The following is a 20,748-nucleotide window of genomic DNA, read 5'->3' on the forward strand; positions in this document are numbered from 1 at the left end:
GACTCAGTTCTTGAGAGCCGCCTCCATCACGGCCTTGGCCACGGGGGCGGCCAGCCCGTTTCCACTGACCTCCGAGCGTGCCGCGTCCGACTGCTCCACCACCACCGCCACGGCGACCTCCTTGCCGCCCGCCTTCCCGTAGGACGTGAACCAGGCGTACGGCGTCTGGCTGTTGTTCTCGCCGTGCTGGGCGGTGCCGGTCTTGCCGCCCACCGTCACCCCGCTGATCCTGGCGTTCGTGCCGGTGCCCTTCTCGACCACCGTCTGCATGGCCGACTGGAGTTGCTCCGCCGTGGCGGAGCCGACGATCTGCCGCGTGCTCGTGCTGTCGTCGTAGTTCTTCAGGACGTCGCCGCCGCTGTCGGTGATCTGCGAGACCATATGCGGGGAGACCAGCTTGCCGCCGTTGGCCAGGGCGGCGGAGACCATGGCCATCTGGAGCGGGGTCGCCGTGACGTCGTACTGGCCGATGCCCGTCAGGGCCGTGGACGACCTGTCCATGTCGGACGGGTAGACGCTGGTGAAGGCCCGGACCGGCACGTCCTGCCGGGTGTCGTTGAAGCCGAACTTCTCGGCCATCGCCTTCACCTTGTCCTGGCCCAGGTCGACGGCCATCTTCGCGAAGACGTTGTTGCAGGAGTACTCGAGCGCCGTGCGGATCGTGGCGTTCTCGCACGGGGCGTTCGGGTTCTCGTTGGAGAGGTCACGGGTGGTGCCCGGCAGGGTGTACGGGTCCGGGCTCTTCGTCTTCTCGTCCACCGACGAGTACAGGCCGTCCTCCAGCGCGGCCGCCGCCACGACCAGCTTGAACGTCGACCCCGGCGGCAGCGGCTGGCGCAGCGCGCGGTTGGTGAGCGGCTTGTCCGAGTCGGCGTTGAGCTTCTTCCAGGCCGTCGCCGCGGTGTTGGCGTCCGTCAGCGACGTCGGGTCGTACGACGGTGTCGACACGACCGCGAGGATCCTGCCGGTCGCCGGGTCGATCGCGACCGCCGCGCCCTTCTTGTCGCCGAGCGCGTCGTACGCGGCCTTCTGCACGGCCGGGTCGATCGTGGTGACCACGTTGCCCGGGTCGGCACGCTGGTCGGTGACCGTGTCCATCACGGTCTTCAGCTTGCTGTCCGTGCCGTTGAGCAGGTCCTGGTAGATGCCCTCCAGCTGGGTGGGCGCGTAGGCCTGCGAGGCGTAGCCCGTCACCGCCGCGTACAGCTTGCCGTCCTTGTACGTGCGCTTGTACTTGAGGTCACCACCGGTCGTGCGCGCCGAACCGGTGATCGACTCGCCGGCCACGATGATGTTCCCGAGCGGCTCCGCGTACGTCTGGATCGCGTTGCGCCGGTTGTCCTTGTCGTCCGCTAGGGCCTTGCCGTCGTAGAACTGCACCCAGGTCGCCCTGATCAGCAGAGCGAACACGAGCAGCAGCACGAAGACGGAGGTCCGCCTGATCGTCTTGTTCATCCCGAACAGGAAGACGATCAGGTGGGTGCAGTCGTTCCCGTACGCCCGGTTTTCTCATCGGGCGTTCAGGAACCCGGCGGTTCCTCCAGCGTCATCACGACCTCGTCGATCTCCTCGCCCCGCGCGTTCGCGAACCCCGTCGCCCGGGCCGTCAGCCTAAAGCCGCACTTCTCCAGGACCCGCTGTGACGCCGCGTTGTCCGCGGCCGCGCGGGCGTACAGCGGGCGTTCCGGGACCTCGGCCAGCAGCACCCGCAGGGCCGCCGTGGCGACACCCCGACCCCAGTACGCGCGGTCGATCCAGTACGTCACCTCGCGCTCGCCCGGTTCGCCGTAGACCGCGGCGCTGCCCACCACGTCCCCTTCCGCCAGGACCGTGCGGATCACGTCCTGGGAGGCCCGGATCCGTTTCCAGTGGGCTTCGAAGGCGTCCCGGTCCGCCGGGTCCTTCGCCGTGAACGCGGCCATGTGCAGGGCCTCGGGGTCGTTCATCTGGCGGAAGAAGACCGGCAGATCGCTGTCATGCACTTCGCGGAGTACGACATCCATGGAGCCAGAGCCTAGGAGTCAGAGCCTTCTGGTCGCCAGGGTCAGGCGGTCCCGCGCGTCGAACAGGGCGTCCTTCACCATCTGTTCGTGAGCGGGGGTCAGCCGCGCCACCGGCACCGAGCAGCTGATCGCGTCGCGCGCCGGAGTGCGGTACGGGATCGCCACACCGAAGCAGCGCAGGCCCAGTGTGTTCTCCTCGCGGTCGACCGCGAAGCCCTGATCCCGCACCTGGTGCAGCTCCTCGATCAGCTTCTCCCGGTCGGTGATCGTGTTCTCGGTCAGGGCGGGCAGCGTCTCGGGCAGCATCTTGCGGACCTGCTCGTCCGTGTACGTGCTGAGCAGCGCCTTGCCGAGGGAGGTCGAGTGGGCCGGGAGGCGTCGGCCGACGCGGGTGAAGGGGCGCAGGTAGTGCTGCGACTGGCGGGTGGCCAGGTAGACGACGTTCGTGCCGTCCAGGCGCGCCAGGTGGATGGTCTCCGTGGTGTCGTCCGACAGCCGGTCCAGGGTCGGCCGCGCCGCCGCGACCACCTCGTCGCCGTCGATGTACGAGGTGCCGACCAGCAGCGCCCGCACCCCGATGCCGTACCGTGTGCCCGTCGCGTCCGTCTCCACCCAGCCCAGTTCCACCAGCGTGCGCAGCAGCATGTACAGACTGGACTTGGGATACCCGACGGCCTCCTGGACCGAGGCGAGGGAGTGCATACCGGGCCGGCCGGCGAAGTATTCGAGCAGTTCAACCGTCCGCACCGCGGACTTGACCTGTGCCCCGCCGCCTGTCTCGCCTGCCGACATCGCCCTTGACCCCTTCGTTGGACGAGAAACCGAAGTTATAGTCTCCAACAGCATATTCATCATCAGAGACAGCGTTCAGTATATCGAACGACCCTGGTGAATGACCCAGATATACCTGGAGGGACCCGCGGTGGCAGCAGCACCAGTCTGGAGTGTCGACCCCCGAACCGGGAAGCAGCGTGAACAGGTTGCGGTGGAGGCCACAGCCCAGGAGGTGGACGCCGCCGTCCGCGCCGCGCACGCCGCGCGCGGTTCCCTCGCCGACCGCGCGGTCCGCGCGGCCTTCCTGCGCACCGCCGCCGAGCAGCTCGAGGCGGCGAAGGACGGGCTCGTCGAGACCGCCGACGCGGAGACCGCGCTCGGCCCGGTCCGCCTCAACGGCGAACTCGCCCGCACCTGCTTCCAGTTGCGGTCCTTCGCGGACATCGTCGACGAGGGCGCCTTCCTCGACGTGATCATCAACCACCCCGACGACACCGCGACCCCGCCGATCCCGGACCTGCGCCGCTACAAGGTGTCCCTCGGCGTCGTCGCCGTCTACTCGGCCTCCAACTTCCCCTTCGCCTTCTCGGTCGCCGGCGGCGACACCGCGAGCGCGCTGGGCGCCGGCTGCCCGGTCGTCGTCAAGGCCCACCCCGACCACCCGGCCCTGTCCGAGCTGGTGGCCAAGGTGCTGCGCCGGGCGGCCGCCGCGCACGGCATCCCCGAGGGCGTCATCGGCCTGGTCCACGGCTTCGAGGCGGGCGTCGAGCTGGTCAGGCACCCGCTGGTCGCCGCCGCCGGCTTCACCGGTTCCGTACGGGGTGGCCGTGCCCTCTTCGACGCGGCCGCCGCCCGCCCCACGCCGATCCCCTTCCACGGCGAGCTGGGCTCCCTGAACCCCGTCGTCGTCACCGAGGCCGCGGCGGCCGAGCGGGCCGAGGCGATCGGCACCGGTCTCGCCGGGTCGATGACGTTGGGTGTCGGCCAGTTCTGCGTGAAGCCGGGTCTGGTCCTCGCCCCGGCCGGCGCGGCCGGCGACCGCTTCGTGAAGTCCCTGACCGACGCCGTGAGCGACACGGACGCCGGGGTGCTCCTCGACCACCGCATGCGCGACAACTTCATCGCAGGAGTCGCCGAGCGCGGCGAGCTGCCGGACGTGGAGTCGCCGGTGACGCCGGGGGCGGGCGGTGAGCACACGGTCAGCGCCGGGTTCCTCACGGTGGCGGCGGAGAAGCTTGCCGCGGAGGGGGCGTACGACCTGCTCCTGGAGGAGTGCTTCGGTCCGGTGACGGTCGTGGCCCGCTACGACGACGACGCCCAGGTCCAGTCCGTGCTGTCCCGTCTGCCGGGCAACCTCACGGCGACGGTTCACCTGTCGGCGGAGGAGGCGGCCGGCGAGGGCCGGGGCGCGGAGCTCCTCGCCGAGCTGACGCCGCTGGCCGGTCGTGTGCTGGTGAACGGCTGGCCGACGGGTGTGGCGGTCGCCCCGGCCCAGCACCACGGGGGCCCGTACCCGGCGACCACGTCGACCTCGACCTCCGTCGGCGGTACGGCCATCGAGCGGTGGATGCGGCCGGTGGTGTACCAGGGTGCGCCCGAGGCGTTGCTGCCGCCCGAGCTTCGGGACGACAACCCGCTCGGCCTCCCGCGCCGTTTCAACGGCCGCCTCGAACGCTGAACGACCCCGGACCCGCATCGAGCACGCGCAACTGACACACTCGCTGGATGGACGTGGAACTTCCCGAACTGCCTTTTCTGCTGCGCACCTACGGGCCCGAGGGCAACTGGTCGTACGAGGACGGTGTGCTCACCGGATGGGCCGGGCCTCGGCAGGATCGTTTTGTGCCGCCCACCGGGGAGGCGTTGGAGCCCGCCTCCGACGCTCCCCGGCTGCTGGGGTCGCCCGAAGGGGACTTCCAGCTGATCGCCCGGGTCACCGTCGGCTTCGCCGGGGCCTTCGACGCGGGGGTGCTCTACCTCCATGTCGGGGAGCGGGCCTGGGCCAAGCTCTGTCTGGAGTACTCCCCGGACGTGCCCACCGTCTGCACGGTGGTCACCCGGGGACACTCCGACGACGCCAACTCCTTCACCGTGGACGGCAGTTCGGTATGGCTCCGGATCAGCCGCACCGGCCGCGCCTTCGCCTTCCACGCTTCTCGTGACGGCCAACGCTGGATCTTCGTCCGCCTGTTCACCCTGGGCGACGAGAAGGAGGCCGACGCGGCACTCGTCGGCTTCATGACCCAGTCGCCGATGGGCGAGGGCTGTGTGGTGACGTACGACCACATAGAGTTCCGCCCGAACTGGCCCAAGGATCTGAGGGACGGCAACTGACTCCAGCTGTTTTCATGCACAACCTCGACAAGCCCCTCGCCCGCCGCTTCCATGTCGAGAGCGGTGTCAGCCCGCTGCAGTGGCTGCTCCACCAGCGCATCGAGCGCGCGAAGGAGCTGCTGGAGACCACCACCCTGCCCATGGACCAGGTGGCCCGCGGCTGCGGCCTCGGAACCGCCGACTCGTTGCGCGCCCATGTGGTGCGCCGGACCGGTCTGACGCCGAGCGCGTACCGGGCCCAGTTCAGCCGCCTGGGAACCGAGGAGGCCATCGGCTCGTCCTCCGCTGCATGATCAGTAACCGAGTCGTGGGCGGCCGGGTGATCCGCACCGTGCTGCCCGCCGAGGCCGAGGCCGTCACCGCACTGCACGCGCGCGCCCGGGCCACGTACTACCCGGACGGGGTCCCCGCGGACGGCACCGACTGGCTCGCCGCCTGGCGGGGTGCCGTCGAGCGGCCGGACGGGCAGGTGCTGTGCCTCGTGGAGGACGGCCGCATGGTCGCCATCGCCTCCTTCCGCACCCCGGAGGACGCCCCCGCGGAAACGGTCAAGCTCTACCAGTTCCACGTCGACCCCGACGCCTGGCGATCCGGCGTCGGTACGGCCCTGCACACCGCCTGTGTCGAACAGTGGCGGGCCGACGGCAGACGTACGGCCGTCCTCGACGTGCACGTCGACAACCGGCGCGCCCAGGCCTTCTACGCCCGCCAGGGCTGGATCCCCGACCCGGAGAACCCGCCGGCCGAGGGCGACCACCACCTCCTCCTGCGCTACTCCGTCTCCGGGGAATGATCCCCGCTGCTTGAACGTTCATCCACTTGGCGGAGGCGGCCTCCGTACCCGTACGAGCTGGAGAGAACATGAAGGTCGAGATCTGGTCGGACATAGCGTGCCCCTGGTGCTACGTGGGCAAGGCCCGCTTCGAGAAGGCCCTCGACGCCTTCCCGCACCGCGACCAGGTCGAGGTGGTGCACCGCTCCTTCGAGCTGGACCCGGGGCGCGCCAAGGGCGACGTCCAGCCGGTGATCAGGATGCTCACCAAGAAGTACGGCATGAGCGAGGCGCAGGCGCAGGCCGGCGAGGAGAACCTGGGCGCACAGGCCGCCGCCGAGGGCCTGGAGTACCGCACCCGTGACCGCGACCACGGCAACACCTTCGACATGCACCGTCTGCTCCACCTCGCCAAGGAGCAGGGAAAGCAGGACGCGCTGATCCAGGCCCTCTACAAGGCCAACTTCGCCGAGAAGCGCTCCCTCTTCTCCGAGGGCGACGAGCGGCTGGTGGAGCTGGCCGTCGCCGCCGGCCTGGACGCGGACGACGCCCGCAAAGTCCTCGCCGACCCCACCGCCTACGCCGACGACGTCCGCGCCGACGAGCGCGAGGCCGCCGAGCTCGGGGCGAACGGCGTGCCGTTCTTCGTCCTCGACCGCAAGTACGGCGTCTCCGGCGCCCAGCCCGCCGAGGTCTTCGCCCAGGCGCTGACCCAGGCATGGGGCGAGCGCTCGCCGCTCAAGCTCCTCGACGAGGGGGGCGCCCAGGCGTGCGGTCCCGACGGGTGTGCGGTGCCGCAGCAGTAAAACCCCAGGTGAGGGCCGGTCCACGGCTGATCTATAAGCGCTGCTTGGTGAAACCACGTAGAAATCGGCAATGGACCACGACTTCTCCCGGCCCCACAGTGGAACCCATGGAGACGACCTTCGAGAGCCTCGTCCGTGCCGAGTTCACTCCCAAGAACATCTACCTGAACACCGCGAGCAGCGGGCTGCTGCCGGCCCGTACCGTGACCGCCCTGCACGAGGCCGTGCGAATCCGGGCCGAGGGCCTGCCGCTGGACCCCCTGTTCGCGGACGTGGAGGCCGCTCGCGCCTCCTTCGCGCGGCTGGCCGGCGTCCCGGTGTCCCGGGTGGCGGCGGGCGCGTCCGTCTCCTCGCAGAGCGGGCTGGTCGCCGCGTCGCTGCCGGCCGGCGCCGAAGTCCTCACCGCCGAGGGTGACTTCAGCGCCGTCGTCAACCCGTTCCACACGCGCGGCGACCTCAAGGTGCGTGCCGTGCCGCTGGAGCGGCTGGTCGAGTCCGTCGGCTCCGGCACCGCGCTCGTCGCCGTCAGTGCCGCGCAGTCCGCGGACGGACGGATCGCCGACCTGGCCGCGCTGCGGGAGGCGGCCCTCACGCACGGTGCGCGTACGTACGTGGACTACTCGCAGGCCTCCGGCTGGCTGCCCGTGCAGGCCGACGCGTTCGACTACACCGTCTCCACCACCTTCAAGTGGCTGCTCGGCCCGCACGGAGCGGCCTTCCTGGTGGTGCCCGAGGACTTCGGCGCGCTGACGCCGATCCTGGCCGGCTGGGTGTCCGGCGAGATCCCGTGGGACAGCTGCTACGGCCCCGTCCAGGAACTCGCGCACTCCGCCCGGCGGTTCGACGTCAGCCCCGCCCTGTTCACCTACACCGGTACGCGGCACTCCCTCGCCCTCATCGAGGAACTCGGCGTGGACGCGGTGCGAACACATGACCTGGCCCTCGCCGACCGCTTCCGTGCGGGACTGGCCGACCTGGGGCACCAGCCCCTGCCCGCGCCCGGCTCGCCGATCGTCTCCGTGCCCGGACTCGGCCACCGCCAGCCCGAGTTGAGCGGCGCCGGAATCGAGGTCTCCGACCGCGCGGGCAACCTGCGGGCCTCCTTCCATCTGTACAACACGGCCGCCGACGTGGACCGCCTGCTGGATGTGCTGTCCGCCTAGGGGACGCCCGGCGCAAGGGGCGCGCCAGGGCTCCGTGGGGCGTGCCGGGCCTGTGCTGCCTCGGCCGGAAGCCGCGGGAAGGCTCCTGCCACTGGCGCGAGCCCTTCCGGGACGCTAGGAAGGGCATGTGGAGTCCACGGGCGGTACCCCCGTAGCGCAGCTCACCGACGCGGAGCTGCACCGGCGGCTCGTGTACGGGGACGAGTCCGCGCTGGCCGAGGCGTACAGGGCGTACGGCGGGCTGGTGCGGCGGATCGCCGTGCGGGTCACGCACAGCCCGGGCGCCGCCGAGGACGTGGCGCAGGAGGTCTTCGCCCAGCTGTGGAGCAGGCCGTACGCCTTCGACGCGCGCCGGGGCTCGCTGCGCACCTGGCTGTCCGTGCTCGCCCATCGGCGGGCCGTGGACTGGGTGCGCAGCGAGGCCCGGCACCGCAAGGACGCCCACGCCGACGACTCCGCACTGCACGCCATCCCGGACGCCGCGCCGGGCCCCGACGAGACGGTGGTCGACCGCGAACGCTCCCTCCTCCTGCACAGCGCCCTCGCCGAGCTCCCGCAGCCCCAGCGGGAGGTGGTGCACCTCGCCTACTTCGCGGGCCGCACCTACCGCCAGGCCGCCGTCGAACTCGGCATCCCCGAAGGCACCGCCAAGACGCGACTGCGCACGGCTCTACGCACCTTGGCCGAGTCTTTGGCCGACCCTCCGGACCCCGCACTGGAAAGGGGCGCATGATGGCGACAAGGGAAGGAGGCTCCCGGTGACCACCGACCACGACGGCGTTCGCGACCTGCTGGCCGCCTGGGCCTTCGGCGCCCTGCCGTCCGCCGAGGAGAAGGCGGTACCGCTGCACCTCGCGGAGTGCGCGAGTTGTGCGGCGGAGGCGGAACAACTGCGGGAGATCGTACGGCTGTTGGACGGGCCGCCGGTGAACGATGTCGCCTCTCAGGCCCCGTCGGCCTCTCTCCTGGGAGCCCGTCCCCCCGCGCCCCGCGTCGCCCCGCACGCCGCCCCCTACGCCGCCGCGGTCGCCGGCCTCAAGGCGTTGTTGCCCGAGGCGGAGGGCCGCTGGTCGACGCCCGTCGTGCACGACTGGGACGTGCATGCCACCGTCGCCCATCTGCTCGCGGCCGACGAGCCCCTCGCGGGGCGGCTCGGGGTCGGGGCGCGGGTGGCGGGCGGTGCGGAGGAGGCGGTGGGGGACTGGGTGGACGCCTGGAACCGGCGTACCGCCGAGGTCATCGCGCACGAGCACGGCCGTACGCCCGACGAGACCGTCGCCGACTGGGCCGCGCAGGCCGATGCCCTGCTCGCCTCGCCCGAGGCCCGGGACGTCGAACTCGCCGCCGGAGCGACGATGTTGATGGGCGTACGGCTGCCCGTCGCCGACCATTTCGTGGTGCGGGCCTTCGAGACGTGGATCCACGCCGACGACATCGGCCGCGCCCTCGGTCTCGCGGTACCGCCGCCACCCGCCGCGCACCTGGACCGGCTGGTGCGCCTGGCGGTACGGATTCTCGGGCTCGCGCTGGGGCCGGGCGCGGCGCCGGTGCTGTTCGAGATCAGTGGGGGCGAGCAGTGGGTCCTGGGGTCCGATTCCGACCCGGTGCGGGCCGAACTCGCCCTGGATGCAGTCGACTTCTGTCTGCTGGTCGGTGGCCGGTACGCCCCCGAGGAGGTGCCGCGACGGGAGGCGGGCGACGCGGGCGCCGTACGGAACGTACTGGAGCGGGCGGCGTCACTCGCATGGCTGTGACGCCGCCCGCTCCTCAAGTGCCCGCTCACATCAGGGCGTTCACCCCACCGGCGTGAAGTCCCGCGCCCCGATGAACTCAGGCCGTCGTACCGGCGCCGCGAACGGCTCGACCGCCTTGTTCTCCACGCTGTTGAACACGATGAACACGTTGCTGCGCGGGAACGGCGTGATGTTGTCGCCGGAGCCGTGCATGCAGTTGCAGTCGAACCAGGTCGCCGAACCGGCCCTGCCCGTGAAGAGCTTGATGCCGAACGCGCTCGCCATCTCGGTCAGCGCCTCGTCGGACGGCGTGCCCGCGTCCTGCATCTGCAGCGACTTCTTGTAGTTGTCCTCGGGCGTGGCACCGGCACAGCCGAGGAACGTCCGGTGCGAGCCCGGCATGATCATGAGTCCGCCGTTGGTGTCGTAGTTCTCGGTCAGGGCGATCGAGACGGACACCGTCCGCATGTTCGGCAGGCCGTCCTCGGCGTGCCAGGTCTCGAAGTCCGAGTGCCAGTAGAAGCCACTGGCGCCGAAACCCGGCTTGACGTTGATCCGCGACTGGTGGACGTACACGTCCGAGCCGAGGATCTGCCGCGCCCGCCCGACGACCCGCTCGTCCCGCACCAGGTTCGCGAACACCTCGCTGATCCGGTGCACTTCGAAGACGGAGCGGATCTCCTTGGACTTCGGCTCGATGATGGAGCGCTCGTCGGCCCGGATCGCCGGGTCGGTGGTGAGCCGCTCCAACTCCCGTGCGTAGACGTCGACTTCGTCCGGTGCGATGAGCTGGTCGATGGCCAGGAAGCCGTCGCGCTCGAACGACCGGAGACCGTCGGACGGGATCGGGCCCGGCGTGTCGAGGGGGCCCCAGACGACGGGGTCCCGGCGCGGGGTCGACACCTCGGTGGTGCCGCGGCTGGGATAGAGATCGGTGACGGTGGACGTGGTGGTCATGGTGGTCTCACACCTCCTCGGGCTCGGTGAGCTGGGGGTCCCCCCAGTCTTTTGGATCTGGGGGAGGGTAGACGCCGTTCTCGTCGTGGTCCTCCCGGCCGGTCACGGGCGGGTTGAAGACACAGAGGCAGCGGAAGTCGTCCTTGACGCGCAGCGTGTGCCGCTCGTGTCCGTCGAGGAGGTACATGGTCCCGGGGGTGATCGAGTGCGTCTTCCCGGTCTCGTGGTCGGTGAGTTCTGCCTCGCCCTCGACGCAGACGACGGCCTCGATGTGGTTCGCGTACCACATCGACGTCTCCGTACCCGCGTACAGGACGGTCTCGTGGAGGGAGAACCCGACCCGCTCCTTGGCCAGGACGATGCGCTTGCTCTCCCAGGTGCCGGACGCCGACCGCACATGCCGGTCGGTGCCTTCGATCTCCTTGAACGAACGGACGATCACGGTGCTGCACTTCCTCCTCGGTAGATGGTGCTAGGCGGTTTCGCGGACGGCGCGGGCCAGGACGCTGAGCCCCTCGTCCAGTTCGTCGGCGGTGATGGTGAGCGCGGGCAGCAGTTTGACGACCTCGCTCTCCGGGCCCGACGTCTCGATGAGCAGCCCGAGTTCGAAGGCGCGGTGGGCGATCCGCCCGGCCCGCTCCTTGTCGTGGAACTCCATGCCCCACACGAGGCCGCGGCCGCGGTACTCCTTGACGTCGGCGCGGTTCTCCTCGGCGACGGCGGCGAGCGCCCGCTCGACCTGCTCGCCGCGCTCCCGGGTCTGCTTCTCCATCACGGACCCGTCCGCCCAGTACGCCTCCAGGGCGGCGGTGGCCGTGACGAACGCGGGGTTGTTCCCGCGGAAGGTGCCGTTGTGCTCACCCGGCTCCCAGATGTCCAGCTCGGGCTTGAACAGGCAGAGGGACATGGGCAGTCCGTAGCCGCTGATGGACTTGGACACGGTGACGATGTCCGGGGTGATGCCCGCCTCCTCGAAGGAGAAGAACGCACCGGTCCGCCCGCATCCCATCTGGATGTCGTCGACGATCAGCAGCATGTCCTGCCGCTCGCACAGCTCGGACAGCGCCCGCAGCCACTCGGGCCGTGCGACGTTGATGCCGCCCTCGCCCTGCACGGTCTCCACGATCACGGCGGCCGGCTTGTTGAGCCCCGACCCCTGGTCCTCCAGGAGCCGCTCGAACCACAGGAAGTCGGGGACCGTGCCCTCGAAGTAGTTGTCGAAGGGCATGGGCGTGCCGTGCACCAGCGGAATCCCGGCACCGGCCCGCTTGAAGGCGTTGCCGGTGACGGCGAGCGAGCCCAGCGACATGCCGTGGAAGGCGTTGGTGAACGACACGATGGCCTCGCGCCCCTTCACCTTCCGCGCGAGCTTGAGAGCCGACTCCACGGCGTTGGTCCCGGTCGGCCCGGGGAACATGACCTTGTACGGCAGATCCCGCGGCCGTAGCACCAGATCCTGGAAGGTCTGCAGGAAGGCGCGCTTGGCGGTGGTCGACATGTCGAGCCCGTGCGTGACGCCGTCGCGCTCCAGGTAGTCGATCAACGCCCGTTTCAGGACGGGGTTGTTGTGGCCGTAGTTGAGTGAGCCGGCCCCGGCGAAGAAGTCCAGGTACTCGTGGCCGTCCTCGTCGTACATACGGCTGCCGTGCGCACGGTCGAAGACGGTGGGCCAGCCGCGGCAGTAGCTGCGCACCTCGGACTCGAGTGTCTCGAAGACGCTGAGGTCGGGCTGGGTGATGGTCACGACGAATCGCTCCTCGTTGCGTGGGGGAGTGCGTGGGGGTCGTCAGTGGGCTTCGGTCGGGGGTGTCAGAGGGAGAGGGGACCGATGCGGTACAGGACTTCGGGGTCGTGCGGCCCGTCGGGGAACAGGCCCGCGTCGAACAGCACCTCGCGCTCCACGCCGGCGCCGTGCCGCTCGGCGAACGACGTGAACAGGCGCTCGGACGCGGTGTTGCCGGGCGTGATGGTGGTCTCGACGGCGGTGATCCGGTGCTCGGCGGACGACTGCGCGACCACCCCGTCGAGCAGCGCGGCCGCAAGCCCCCGGCCCCGGTGGGCCTCGTCCACCGCGACCTGCCAGACCAGCAGGGTGCGCGGGCGCTCGGGCCGTAGGTAGCCGGTGACGAAGCCGACGGTCTCGCCGCGCCCGTCACGCGCCACGACCGAGGTGGCGGCGAAGTCGCGACACCACAGCAGATAGCTGTAGGACGAGTTCAGGTCGAGCACCTTCGAGTCCCGCGCGATCCGCCACAGCGCGGCGCCGTCCGTCACGGACGGGCGGTCGATTTGCAGTTCTGCTTGCGGTGCTGCTGGGTCTGCTTGTGCGGCAGTCATGCGAATTGAACTTACCGATGAGAATTCAAAAATGCATGGCCGGATGGGGTTACGTAGGGGCTGGGCATGTGTTATCGCGCGGGCGCGAGTAGGGGAGTGGCGGGGCGCCAAAAGAGCCCGTTTTGTGCCGGAAATACCGCACAAAACGGGCTCGATGTGTAACGCGTCACAGCCGTGTAACCCTCACGAGATCTGCCCGAATTACCCCCGGTGGTGTTCGCGAAATCTTTGCGTTTAGGTTCGGAGAAAGCGGGCAGAAGAATACGGGAAGCTGCCTCGGGAATTCTCTGAAAACCGGATGCCTGATTATCTCGAATTCAGGTCCCGGTAACCCCGTCGATACGCTCGCGCAGGATATCCGCGTGGCCGTTGTGCCGGGCGTACTCCTCGATCATGTGAATCAGCACCCATCGCAGACTCACATCGATCCCGGCCATGAACCCGTCGCTGATCCGCCCGACGTAGTCGAGCGACCGCCCGGCACACAGTTCCCGTCCCCGGGCGATCTCCCGCCGCCACACGTCCAGCGCCTCGTCGAGCCCACGTGCCGGATCGAGGGCATACCCGTTCCCGTCCCCGTACACCGGCGGCACGTCCAGCCCCGCCACCACGCGCTGGAACCAGTTCCGCTCGACCTCGGCAAGATGCTGCACCAGCCCGAGCAACGTGAGCGCCGACGGCTCCGCCGCCGCCAACCGCACCTGCGCGTCGTCCAGTTCCTTGCACTTCAGCTCCAGCGTGGCCCGATGAAAGTCGAGCCAACTGTCCAGCATGGGCCGCTCGTCGCCGGTGAGGTGGGGGATGGGGCGGCCGTCGGGGAGGGTGTGGGGTGTGTTGGTCGTCATGCGGGGGAGCATGGCACGGGGGACTGACATCGGAAGGTCGAATCCAGCCCCTCCGGCATCAGAGGATTCCAGCCCCTCCGGCGCCTGAGGAGCGCGGGCCCGGGGGGCGACCCCCGGACCCCCGAGGAGCCGGGGGCGGAGTGCGGGGAGCCGGGAGCTGGGGTCTGAGGGTCGGGGGCGGAGTGCGGGGAGCCGGGAGCTGGGGTCTGAGGGTCGGGGGCGGAGTGCCGGGTGCCGGGGTCTGGGGTCTGGGGGCCGGGGGCGGAGTGCGGGGAGCCGGGAGCTGTGGTCTGGGGGCCGGGGGCGGAGTGCCGGGTGCCGGGGTCTGGGGTCTGAGGGTCGGGGGCGGAGTGCGGGGAGCTGGGAGCTGGGGTCTGAGGGTCGGGGGCGGAGTGCCGGGTGCCGGGAGCTGGGGTCTGAGGGCCGGGGGCGGAGTGCAGGGAGCCGGGTGCCGGGGTTCGGGCCAGGGGCCGGGAGTCGGGGGCGGAGTGCCGGGTGCCGGGAGCTGTGGTCTGGGGGCCGGGGGCGGAGTGCCGGGTGCCGGGGTTCGGGCCAGGGTCCGGGAGTCGGGAGCCGAGGTCCCGGCCGGGGTCCGGGGTCCGGGGTCCGGGAGCCGGGAGCGGAGTGCCGGGTGCCGGGACCTAGGAGTAAGGAGCTGGGGGCGCCGGGAGCCAGGAGCTGGGGGCCGGGAGCTGGGGTTTGGGGGCCGGGGGGCGGAGTGCGGGGAGCGGGGGTCGGCCCCCGGAAGCGGGGTGCAGGGGACGCAGTCCCCGCCGGGGTTCAGGGGCGGCGCCCCAGGTGGGGTCGAAGGGGCGGCGCCCGTGGTGGGGTCGAAGGGGCGGCGCCCGTGGTGGGGTCGAAGGGGCGGCGCCCGTGGTGGGGTCGGAGGGGCGGAGCCCCTGGGGAGGGGACGGGTAAGGGCGACGGGGGCGAAACCCCCGACGGGGACCTCCATGACCCCGCTCGACTCGGCCAAGAAGCACCGCACCTCACAGTCGACTGCCGTCGCGGGCGGTGCCGACGACTTCCTGACCCGGGTGGCCCGCCGCGGTGGCCCCGCCTTCGGCGTCGAGGCCGCGGTCCTCTTCGACGTGCGCATGCTGAGCTTCGAACGGCCGCAGCCCTGGGAGCAGTGACCCTCTCAGCGGCTGGTTAAGGTGCAGTCCATGAGCGATCGCACGGTGCTGCACGTGAAGGGCCGGGTCCTGGTCGGACCCGAGGAGGTCCGGGACGAGCTGTGGGTGGTCGACGGCCGGATCTCGTACGACCGTCCCGTCGGCGCCCGTGACGTCCGTACCGTCGAGGGCTGGGCCCTGCCCGGCCTCGTCGACGCCCACTGCCATGTCGGGCTCGGCCCGCACGGGCCGGTCGAGCAGGACGTCGCCGAAAAGCAGGCGCTGACCGACCGGGACGCGGGCACCCTCCTCATCCGCGACGCGGGTTCGCCCTCGGACACCCGCTGGGTCGACGACCGCGAGGACCTCCCGAAGATCATCCGCGCCGGCCGGCACATCGCCCGCACCCGCCGCTACATGCGCGGTTACGCCTGGGAGATCGAGCCCGAGGACCTGGTCGCCCATGTCGCGCAGGAGGCCCGGCGCGGCGACGGCTGGGTCAAGCTGGTCGGCGACTGGATCGACCGCGAGGTGGGCGACCTGGCCCCCAGCTGGCCGCGCGACGCGGTGGAGGCGGCGATCGCGGAGGCCCACCGCATCGGCGCGCGCGTCACCGCGCACTGCTTCGCCGAGAACTCCCTCCAGGACCTGGTCGAAGCCGGCATCGACTGCATCGAGCACGCGACCGGTCTGACGGACGACCTGATCCCGCTGTTCGCCTCGCGCGGTGTCGCCATCGTCCCGACCCTCGTCAACATCGCCACCTTCCCGCAGCTCGCGGCGGGCGGCGAGGAGAGGTTCCCCGAGTGGGCCGCCCACATGCGCCGCCTGCACGAACGCCGCTACGACACCGTCCGCAACGCCTACGACGCCGGGATCCCGGTGTTCGTCGGCACCGACGCCGGCGGCCACCTCGCCCACGGCCTGGTCGCGGGCGAGGTCGCCGAGCTGGTCACCGCCGGCATCCCGGCCGTCGAGGCCCTGTCGGCGACGGCGTGGGGTGCGCGCAAGTGGCTCGGGCGGCCCGGCCTCGAGGAGGGGGCACCGGCCGACCTGATCGTGTACGCGGCCGATCCGCGGGCCGACGTACGGGTGTTGGCCGCCCCGCAGCGGGTAGTGCTGAACGGGAGGGTGATCGGCTAGTTGACGCGCTGTGCGCCGTCTCGTGCGCCGGTAGGTCAACCGCCGTACTCGGACAGAAGGCGGTACGGCGGTGAAGAAGTGGAACGCCTGTGCCGACCGATTCGAAAATGTTCACGCGGAACGCACCTTGGGGTGAACTGGCGCTGGAATGCCGTCTGTTCACTCGTCGTGCGTAATTCTTGGCGGGTCCCGAGCAAGTCTCCTCTGAGGGGTCCCCACCTTGAACGGCAAGAACTTCCGCATGCCCGCACGCCGTCTCGCCACCGTCGCGGCGGCCACGGCCCTGGCCGCAGGTCCCGCGGCCGTGGCCGGCGCGGGTGCCGCGCACGCGACCGGTGACCAGGGTCGCGCGAGCGCCGTCGTCCTGCGCACCGGGCTCGACGTGTCCCTGCTCAACAAGACCGTGAACGTCCCGCTCGCGGTCTCGCTCAACCAGGTCGAGGCGCCACGGAGTGCCGAAAAGACCGCGCTCACCGCCCGGTTGAACGGCGTGGACGGCGGAAAGCCCTTCAGCGTCCTGGACGCCGAAGTCGCGACCTCGAAGGCGACCGTCACCGCCGCCAAGGCCGAGGGCTACACCAACCTCGCCCACGCCAGGCTCCATGTCCCCGGCCTGCCCCTGCTGTCGCTGATCGAGATCGGCCAGGTCACCTCCAAGGCGACCTGCGAGGCGGGCAAGGCCCCGGTCGCCGAATCCGACCTTCTCGGCGCGGTGAACGTCCTCGGCAAGAAGGTCACCGTCACGACCGGCGGCACCACCGACGTCAAGGTTCCCGGCATCGGCGAGGTCCGCCTCGACCTGTCCAAGCGGGAGACCACGTCCCGTACGGCCGCCGCCACCGCGCTCGAACTCAAGGTCTCCGTCAACCCGTTGAAGCTCAACGTGGCCGAGGTCGAGGGCACCCTGACGCTGGCCGAGGCGACCTGCGAGGCACCGGCCGCGGCGGCCTCGACGCCGGGCGGCGCGAGCACCGACCCCTCCGGCGCCCCCGGTGACCCCGGCAACTCCGGTGGCGTGAAGGCGCAGGGCGCTTCCGGCAAGGAGGCCGACCTCGCCGAGACCGGAGGCAGTTCGCTCACGCCGTACCTCGCGGGCGGCGCGGTCGCCCTGGTCGCGGCGGGCGGGGGAGCGGTGGCGCTGGCGCGCCGCGGCCGCAGCTGACACCGGCGGTCCCGGACGGTCGAGGCACAGCCCTGACAGACGGTGGAAAGCCTTTTCTGTCAGGGCTGTTGACCCATCTTGCTGAAAACGTTTAACTTCCCCTCACTCCGACTTCAAGACGTGAGGGGGACCCTTGGCCCGAAAAGGTTTTCAGAGCCGGAGCTCGCTCACCCTCGCCCTCCTCATGCTTCCGGGCCTCGCCTACTTCCTGCTCTTCCACTACGGTGCCCTGGCCGGCAACGTCATCGCGTTCAAGGAGTACGTGCCCTTCGACGGCCTCTGGGGCAGCCCCTGGGTCGGCCTCGGCAACTTCCAACGGATGTTCCAGGACGGCGAGTTCTGGGCGGCCGTCCTCAACACCCTCTGGATCGCGCTCCTCCAGCTGGTCTTCTACTTCCCGGTGCCCCTGGCCCTCGCTCTGCTGCTGCACAGCCTGACCCACACCAGCGTCCGGCGGTTCGTGCAGTCGGTGGCGTATCTGCCGCACTTCATCTCATGGGTGATCGTGGTCGCCCTCTTCCAGCAACTCCTCGGTGACACAGGTCTGTTGAACTCCTCGCTGAACGGCATGGGCCTGCACACCGTCGACATCATCGGCAACCCCGACGCCTTCAAGCCCCTCGTGGTCGCCCAGGTCGTCTGGAAGGACGCCGGATGGGGCACGATCATCTTCCTCGCCGCCCTCGCCCAGGTCGACGAGCAGCAGTACGAGGCCGCCGCGATCGACGGCGCGGGCCCCTGGCGGCGCTTCTGGCACATCACCCTGCCCGCCATCCGCCCGGTGGTCGTGCTGCTGCTCATCATGCGGCTCGGCGACATCCTCTCCGTCGGCTTCGAGCAGATGCTGCTCCAGCGGGACGCGGTCGGCCCGCAGGCCTCGGAGGTCATCGACACCTTCGTCTACTACCAGGGCATCGTCGGCGGCGACTACGGATTCGCCGCCGCCGCGGGCCTGTTCAAGGGCGTGATCGGCGCGCTCCTCGTCTACGCCGCCAACAAGGTCGCCCACCGTCTCGGTGAACAGGGGGTCTACCGATGAGCGCCCATGCCCGGCCCGGCTGGATGGAGAAGCCGAGGCCCGTCACACAGGCAGGCAAAGGCGTCGCCCTGACCGCCGTCGTACTGCTGGTCTGCGTGCCGTTCCTCGTCATCGTCTCGACGTCCCTCGCCTCCACCGACGAGGTGGTCGACAACGGCGGCTGGGTCCTGTGGCCGACGCACCCGACGCTCAAGGCCTATCGCGACATCCTCGACGGCGGCATCGTCACCCACGCCCTCGGAGTCAGCGTCGGCGTCACGCTCGTGGGCACCCTGCTCAGCCTCGCCTGCACGATCACCCTCGCCTACGCGCTCTCCCGCCCCGGCGCCTTCGGCGGCAGACCGGTGCTGCTCCTGATCCTGTTCACGTTCCTGTTCCCGCCCGGCATGATCCCGAGCTTTCTGCTGGTCAAGGACCTGGGACTGCTGGACAACTACGGTTCGCTGATCTTCCCGGTGCTGGTGAACGTCTTCAACCTCGTCGTCCTGCGTGGCTTCTTCCAGGGCATCCCCGAAGAGCTGTACGAGGCCGCGCGACTGGACGGCGCGGGGGACTGGCGGGTGCTGCGGTCGGTCGTACTGCCCCTGTCCAAGGCCGCGTTGGCCGTCGTCGGCCTCTTCTACGCGGTCGCCTACTGGAACTCCTGGTTCTACGCCTCGCTCTACCTGGAGAGCGATCACTGGCCTCTCCAACAGGTGCTGCGCACCTATGTGGTGGCCGGCTCCGGACTCACCGACGCGACCACGGGCGAGGGCACGGTCACCGCGCCGCAGACCGTGCAGATGGCGGTGCTGGTGATCGCCACCGTGCCGATCCTGGTCGTCTACCCCTTCCTGCAGAAGTACTTCACCAAGGGCGTGCTCACCGGCGCCATCAAGAGCTGACACGAGGTGATTCACCCATGCCCAGCATGTCCCGACGTACCCTGATCGCGTCCGTGGCCGCGGCTTCCCTCCCCGGCGTGCTGACCGCCTGCTCCACGAGCTCCGGCGGCGGAGACGTCTCCAACGCCGGCAAGAAACTGGCCCCCTGGCCCGCCTACCGCCCCGCCAAGGGCCCGCAGCCCGACCTCGCCCCCACCGAGGCCGGAGTCCAGGCCGGCTACACCGCCTACCCCGCCGACCTCGTCCGGTCCGTCGCCCGCACCCCGGGCGACGGCTCGACCGTCAAGGTCATGTCGGTGTCCTTCGGCGTACCGCCCAAGCCGGCCTCCGCCAACCGGTTCTGGGCCGCCGTGGAAAAGGCACTCGGCGTGAAGATCGAGTACACGATCATCTCCCAGGCCGACTACCAGAAGAAGATGGCCACGGTGATGGCCGGGGACGCCGACGCTCTGCCCGACGTCATCAACATGTTCTCCGGGTTCGTGCTGCCGCGCGAGGCGCAGTTCGTGCAGACGCGGGCGGAGGACCTCACGCCGTATCTGTCCGGTGCGGCGGTCGCCGACTACCCCAACCTCGCCAACATCCCCACCCACGCCTGGCGCGACATGGGCCGTATCGGCGGCCGGATCTACGGCATCCCGCTGGAGCGTCCGCTGCCCGGCTCCACGCTCTGGATCAACCAGCGGATGTTCACCGAGGCGGGCATGAAGGCGGGCTGGACGTCCGAGGACTTCGCCGCCGTGGCGAAGAAGGCGACGAGCGGTCACACGTACGCGCTCGGCGCCGCGCAGGGCTCGCTGTTCGGGAACGCCGTGCACTCCGCCGCGCACCACGCGCCCCAGGGATGGGCGGTCACCAAGTCCGGTGTCTTCCAGCCGGGTTGTGCCGACGAGCGCTACAAGGCGGCCATCGCCTTCCAGACGGGGCTGCGCAAGGCCGGCTCCTACTACCCCGACTCCACGTCCGTCTCCCAGATCGACCTGACCACCCTCTACTACAACGGCACGGTCGGCTCGATGCAGGACGGCTTCGGCGCGTATCTGCCCAAGTACCTCGACTCGAAGGGCAAGTTGACCCCGGCCGCCGCACTCCCGTACAGCGTGGACGGCACCCCCGGCGGGATCGTCGCCGCGCGCCGGTCCTTCGGCTACACCATCCTCAAGAAGGCGAAGAAGGAGCGCATCGAGCTGCTGCTGCGCGTCCTCGACTACCTCGCCGCCCCGTTCGGCAGCAAGGAGTGGGAACTCGTCCACTACGGCGTCGAGGGCACCCACTTCACCCGGGGCGCCGACGGCTCGCCCGAGCCGACCGGGCTGGGCGATGTCGAGAACAACACCAACCTGCCGCTCAAGTACCTCGCCGAAGGCCCGCAGGTGCTGTTCGTGCCGGGGATGCCGGACGCCGTACGGGCGCTGCACGCCTGGCAGCGGAAGACGGTGCCGTACGCGATACGGAACGCCTCCTACGGTCTGCAGTCCGCCACGAACAACGCCCAGGGGACGACCCTGAAGGCGCTGCTCGACGACACCGTGACCGGGATCGTCGCGGGGCGGCTGCCGCTGTCGGAGTGGGACGCCACCGTGAGGAAATGGCGGGCCAGGGGCGGCGACAGAATGGCCGAGGAGTATGCGAAGGACTATGCGGCCAACACCTGACGCCGCTGGGGCGGAACAGGCGACAC

Annotated in this window: 21 protein-coding genes and 1 pseudogene; 14 read left to right on the forward strand and 8 right to left on the reverse strand. The window is 70.4% G+C overall.

Translation table 11 applies throughout. From position 1 onward, the window contains the following. Nucleotides 1–3: 3 nt before the first annotated feature. The 3 genes from ACWC09_RS21525 to ACWC09_RS21535 form a co-directional block, all read right to left on the reverse strand. Nucleotides 4–1,455, reverse strand: a complete 1,452-nt coding sequence (locus ACWC09_RS21525) for a peptidoglycan D,D-transpeptidase FtsI family protein (RefSeq protein ID WP_450852170.1) — start codon at nt 1,453–1,455, stop codon at nt 4–6. Between the two features lie 65 nt (nt 1,456–1,520). Beyond that, complete coding sequence (locus ACWC09_RS21530; protein WP_450852171.1) at nt 1,521–2,003, reverse strand: GNAT family N-acetyltransferase; 483 nt, start codon at nt 2,001–2,003, stop codon at nt 1,521–1,523. 18 nt (nt 2,004–2,021) lie between these two features. Beyond that, nucleotides 2,022–2,795 carry an IclR family transcriptional regulator gene (locus tag ACWC09_RS21535; RefSeq protein WP_450852172.1) on the reverse strand — a complete coding sequence of 258 codons (774 nt, stop codon included), beginning with the start codon at nt 2,793–2,795 and terminating at the stop codon, nt 2,022–2,024. 130 nt (nt 2,796–2,925) lie between these two features. Between ACWC09_RS21535 and ACWC09_RS21540 the strand changes: the two genes are divergently transcribed. The 8 genes and pseudogenes from ACWC09_RS21540 (at nt 2,926) to ACWC09_RS21575 (ending at nt 9,606) form a co-directional block, all read left to right on the forward strand. Then, on the forward strand, nt 2,926–4,455 hold the full coding sequence (locus tag ACWC09_RS21540; RefSeq protein WP_450852173.1) for an aldehyde dehydrogenase (NADP(+)): 1,530 nt from the start codon (nt 2,926–2,928) through the stop codon (nt 4,453–4,455). Between the two features lie 47 nt (nt 4,456–4,502). Then, nucleotides 4,503–5,111 carry a DUF1349 domain-containing protein gene (locus tag ACWC09_RS21545; protein WP_450852174.1) on the forward strand — a complete coding sequence of 203 codons (609 nt, stop codon included), beginning with the start codon at nt 4,503–4,505 and terminating at the stop codon, nt 5,109–5,111. Between the two features lie 14 nt (nt 5,112–5,125). Next, nucleotides 5,126–5,404: pseudogene (locus ACWC09_RS21550) on the forward strand (helix-turn-helix domain-containing protein); the annotation flags it as partial. Then, a complete protein-coding gene (locus ACWC09_RS21555; RefSeq protein ID WP_450852175.1) occupies nt 5,401–5,904 on the forward strand; it encodes an N-acetyltransferase family protein in 504 nt (167 codons plus the stop codon). The pseudogene ACWC09_RS21550 and the gene ACWC09_RS21555, both read left to right, overlap by 4 nt. A 68-nt stretch (nt 5,905–5,972) precedes the next feature. Next, nucleotides 5,973–6,689, forward strand: a complete 717-nt coding sequence (locus ACWC09_RS21560; protein WP_450852176.1) for a DsbA family oxidoreductase — start codon at nt 5,973–5,975, stop codon at nt 6,687–6,689. A 107-nt stretch (nt 6,690–6,796) separates the two neighbouring features. After that, on the forward strand, nt 6,797–7,852 hold the full coding sequence (locus ACWC09_RS21565) for an aminotransferase class V-fold PLP-dependent enzyme (RefSeq protein ID WP_450852177.1): 1,056 nt from the start codon (nt 6,797–6,799) through the stop codon (nt 7,850–7,852). Between the two features lie 127 nt (nt 7,853–7,979). Then, on the forward strand, nt 7,980–8,585 hold the full coding sequence (locus ACWC09_RS21570; RefSeq protein ID WP_450852178.1) for an RNA polymerase sigma factor: 606 nt from the start codon (nt 7,980–7,982) through the stop codon (nt 8,583–8,585). Between the two features lie 25 nt (nt 8,586–8,610). Then, the gene (locus tag ACWC09_RS21575) at nt 8,611–9,606 is read left to right on the forward strand and encodes a maleylpyruvate isomerase family mycothiol-dependent enzyme (RefSeq protein ID WP_450852179.1); all 996 of its coding nucleotides are present in this window, start codon (nt 8,611–8,613) and stop codon (nt 9,604–9,606) included. Nucleotides 9,607–9,645: 39 nt separating this feature from the next. On the opposite strand, the gene thpD is transcribed toward ACWC09_RS21575, so the two are convergent. The 5 genes from thpD to ACWC09_RS21600 form a co-directional block, all read right to left on the reverse strand. Then, complete coding sequence (thpD, locus tag ACWC09_RS21580; RefSeq protein WP_450852180.1) at nt 9,646–10,542, reverse strand: ectoine hydroxylase; 897 nt, start codon at nt 10,540–10,542, stop codon at nt 9,646–9,648. Nucleotides 10,543–10,549: 7 nt separating this feature from the next. Beyond that, nucleotides 10,550–10,984: an ectoine synthase gene (locus tag ACWC09_RS21585; protein WP_450852181.1), complete on the reverse strand. Its 435-nt coding sequence runs from the start codon at nt 10,982–10,984 to the stop codon at nt 10,550–10,552. Nucleotides 10,985–11,014: 30 nt separating this feature from the next. Then, the gene (gene ectB / locus ACWC09_RS21590; RefSeq protein ID WP_450852182.1) at nt 11,015–12,286 is read right to left on the reverse strand and encodes a diaminobutyrate--2-oxoglutarate transaminase; all 1,272 of its coding nucleotides are present in this window, start codon (nt 12,284–12,286) and stop codon (nt 11,015–11,017) included. Between the two features lie 65 nt (nt 12,287–12,351). Then, on the reverse strand, nt 12,352–12,879 hold the full coding sequence (gene ectA / locus ACWC09_RS21595) for a diaminobutyrate acetyltransferase (protein ID WP_450852183.1): 528 nt from the start codon (nt 12,877–12,879) through the stop codon (nt 12,352–12,354). 317 nt (nt 12,880–13,196) lie between these two features. After that, nucleotides 13,197–13,724: a DinB family protein gene (locus ACWC09_RS21600; RefSeq protein WP_450852184.1), complete on the reverse strand. Its 528-nt coding sequence runs from the start codon at nt 13,722–13,724 to the stop codon at nt 13,197–13,199. A 953-nt stretch (nt 13,725–14,677) separates the two neighbouring features. On the opposite strand from ACWC09_RS21600, the gene ACWC09_RS21605 reads away from it, so the two are divergent. From ACWC09_RS21605 to ACWC09_RS21630, 6 genes are all read left to right on the forward strand, one after another. Then, nucleotides 14,678–14,860 carry a hypothetical protein gene (locus tag ACWC09_RS21605; RefSeq protein ID WP_450852185.1) on the forward strand — a complete coding sequence of 61 codons (183 nt, stop codon included), beginning with the start codon at nt 14,678–14,680 and terminating at the stop codon, nt 14,858–14,860. Nucleotides 14,861–14,890: 30 nt separating this feature from the next. After that, nucleotides 14,891–15,982 (forward strand): amidohydrolase family protein, encoded by a 1,092-nt coding sequence (locus tag ACWC09_RS21610; RefSeq protein ID WP_450852186.1) that lies wholly within the window; start codon nt 14,891–14,893, stop codon nt 15,980–15,982. 220 nt (nt 15,983–16,202) lie between these two features. Continuing rightward, nucleotides 16,203–17,144 carry an SCO1860 family LAETG-anchored protein gene (locus tag ACWC09_RS21615; RefSeq protein WP_450852187.1) on the forward strand — a complete coding sequence of 314 codons (942 nt, stop codon included), beginning with the start codon at nt 16,203–16,205 and terminating at the stop codon, nt 17,142–17,144. 184 nt (nt 17,145–17,328) lie between these two features. Next, nucleotides 17,329–18,183, forward strand: a complete 855-nt coding sequence (locus ACWC09_RS21620) for an ABC transporter permease (RefSeq protein ID WP_450852188.1) — start codon at nt 17,329–17,331, stop codon at nt 18,181–18,183. Then, complete coding sequence (locus tag ACWC09_RS21625) at nt 18,180–19,067, forward strand: carbohydrate ABC transporter permease (RefSeq protein ID WP_450852189.1); 888 nt, start codon at nt 18,180–18,182, stop codon at nt 19,065–19,067. Before ACWC09_RS21620 ends, ACWC09_RS21625 begins: the two co-directional genes overlap by 4 nt. Before the next feature lie 17 nt (nt 19,068–19,084). Next, a complete protein-coding gene (locus tag ACWC09_RS21630; protein ID WP_450852190.1) occupies nt 19,085–20,722 on the forward strand; it encodes an extracellular solute-binding protein in 1,638 nt (545 codons plus the stop codon). The last annotated feature ends 26 nt before the right edge of the window (nt 20,723–20,748 follow it).

It is taken from the genome of Streptomyces sp. NPDC001617 (assembly GCF_053596855.1).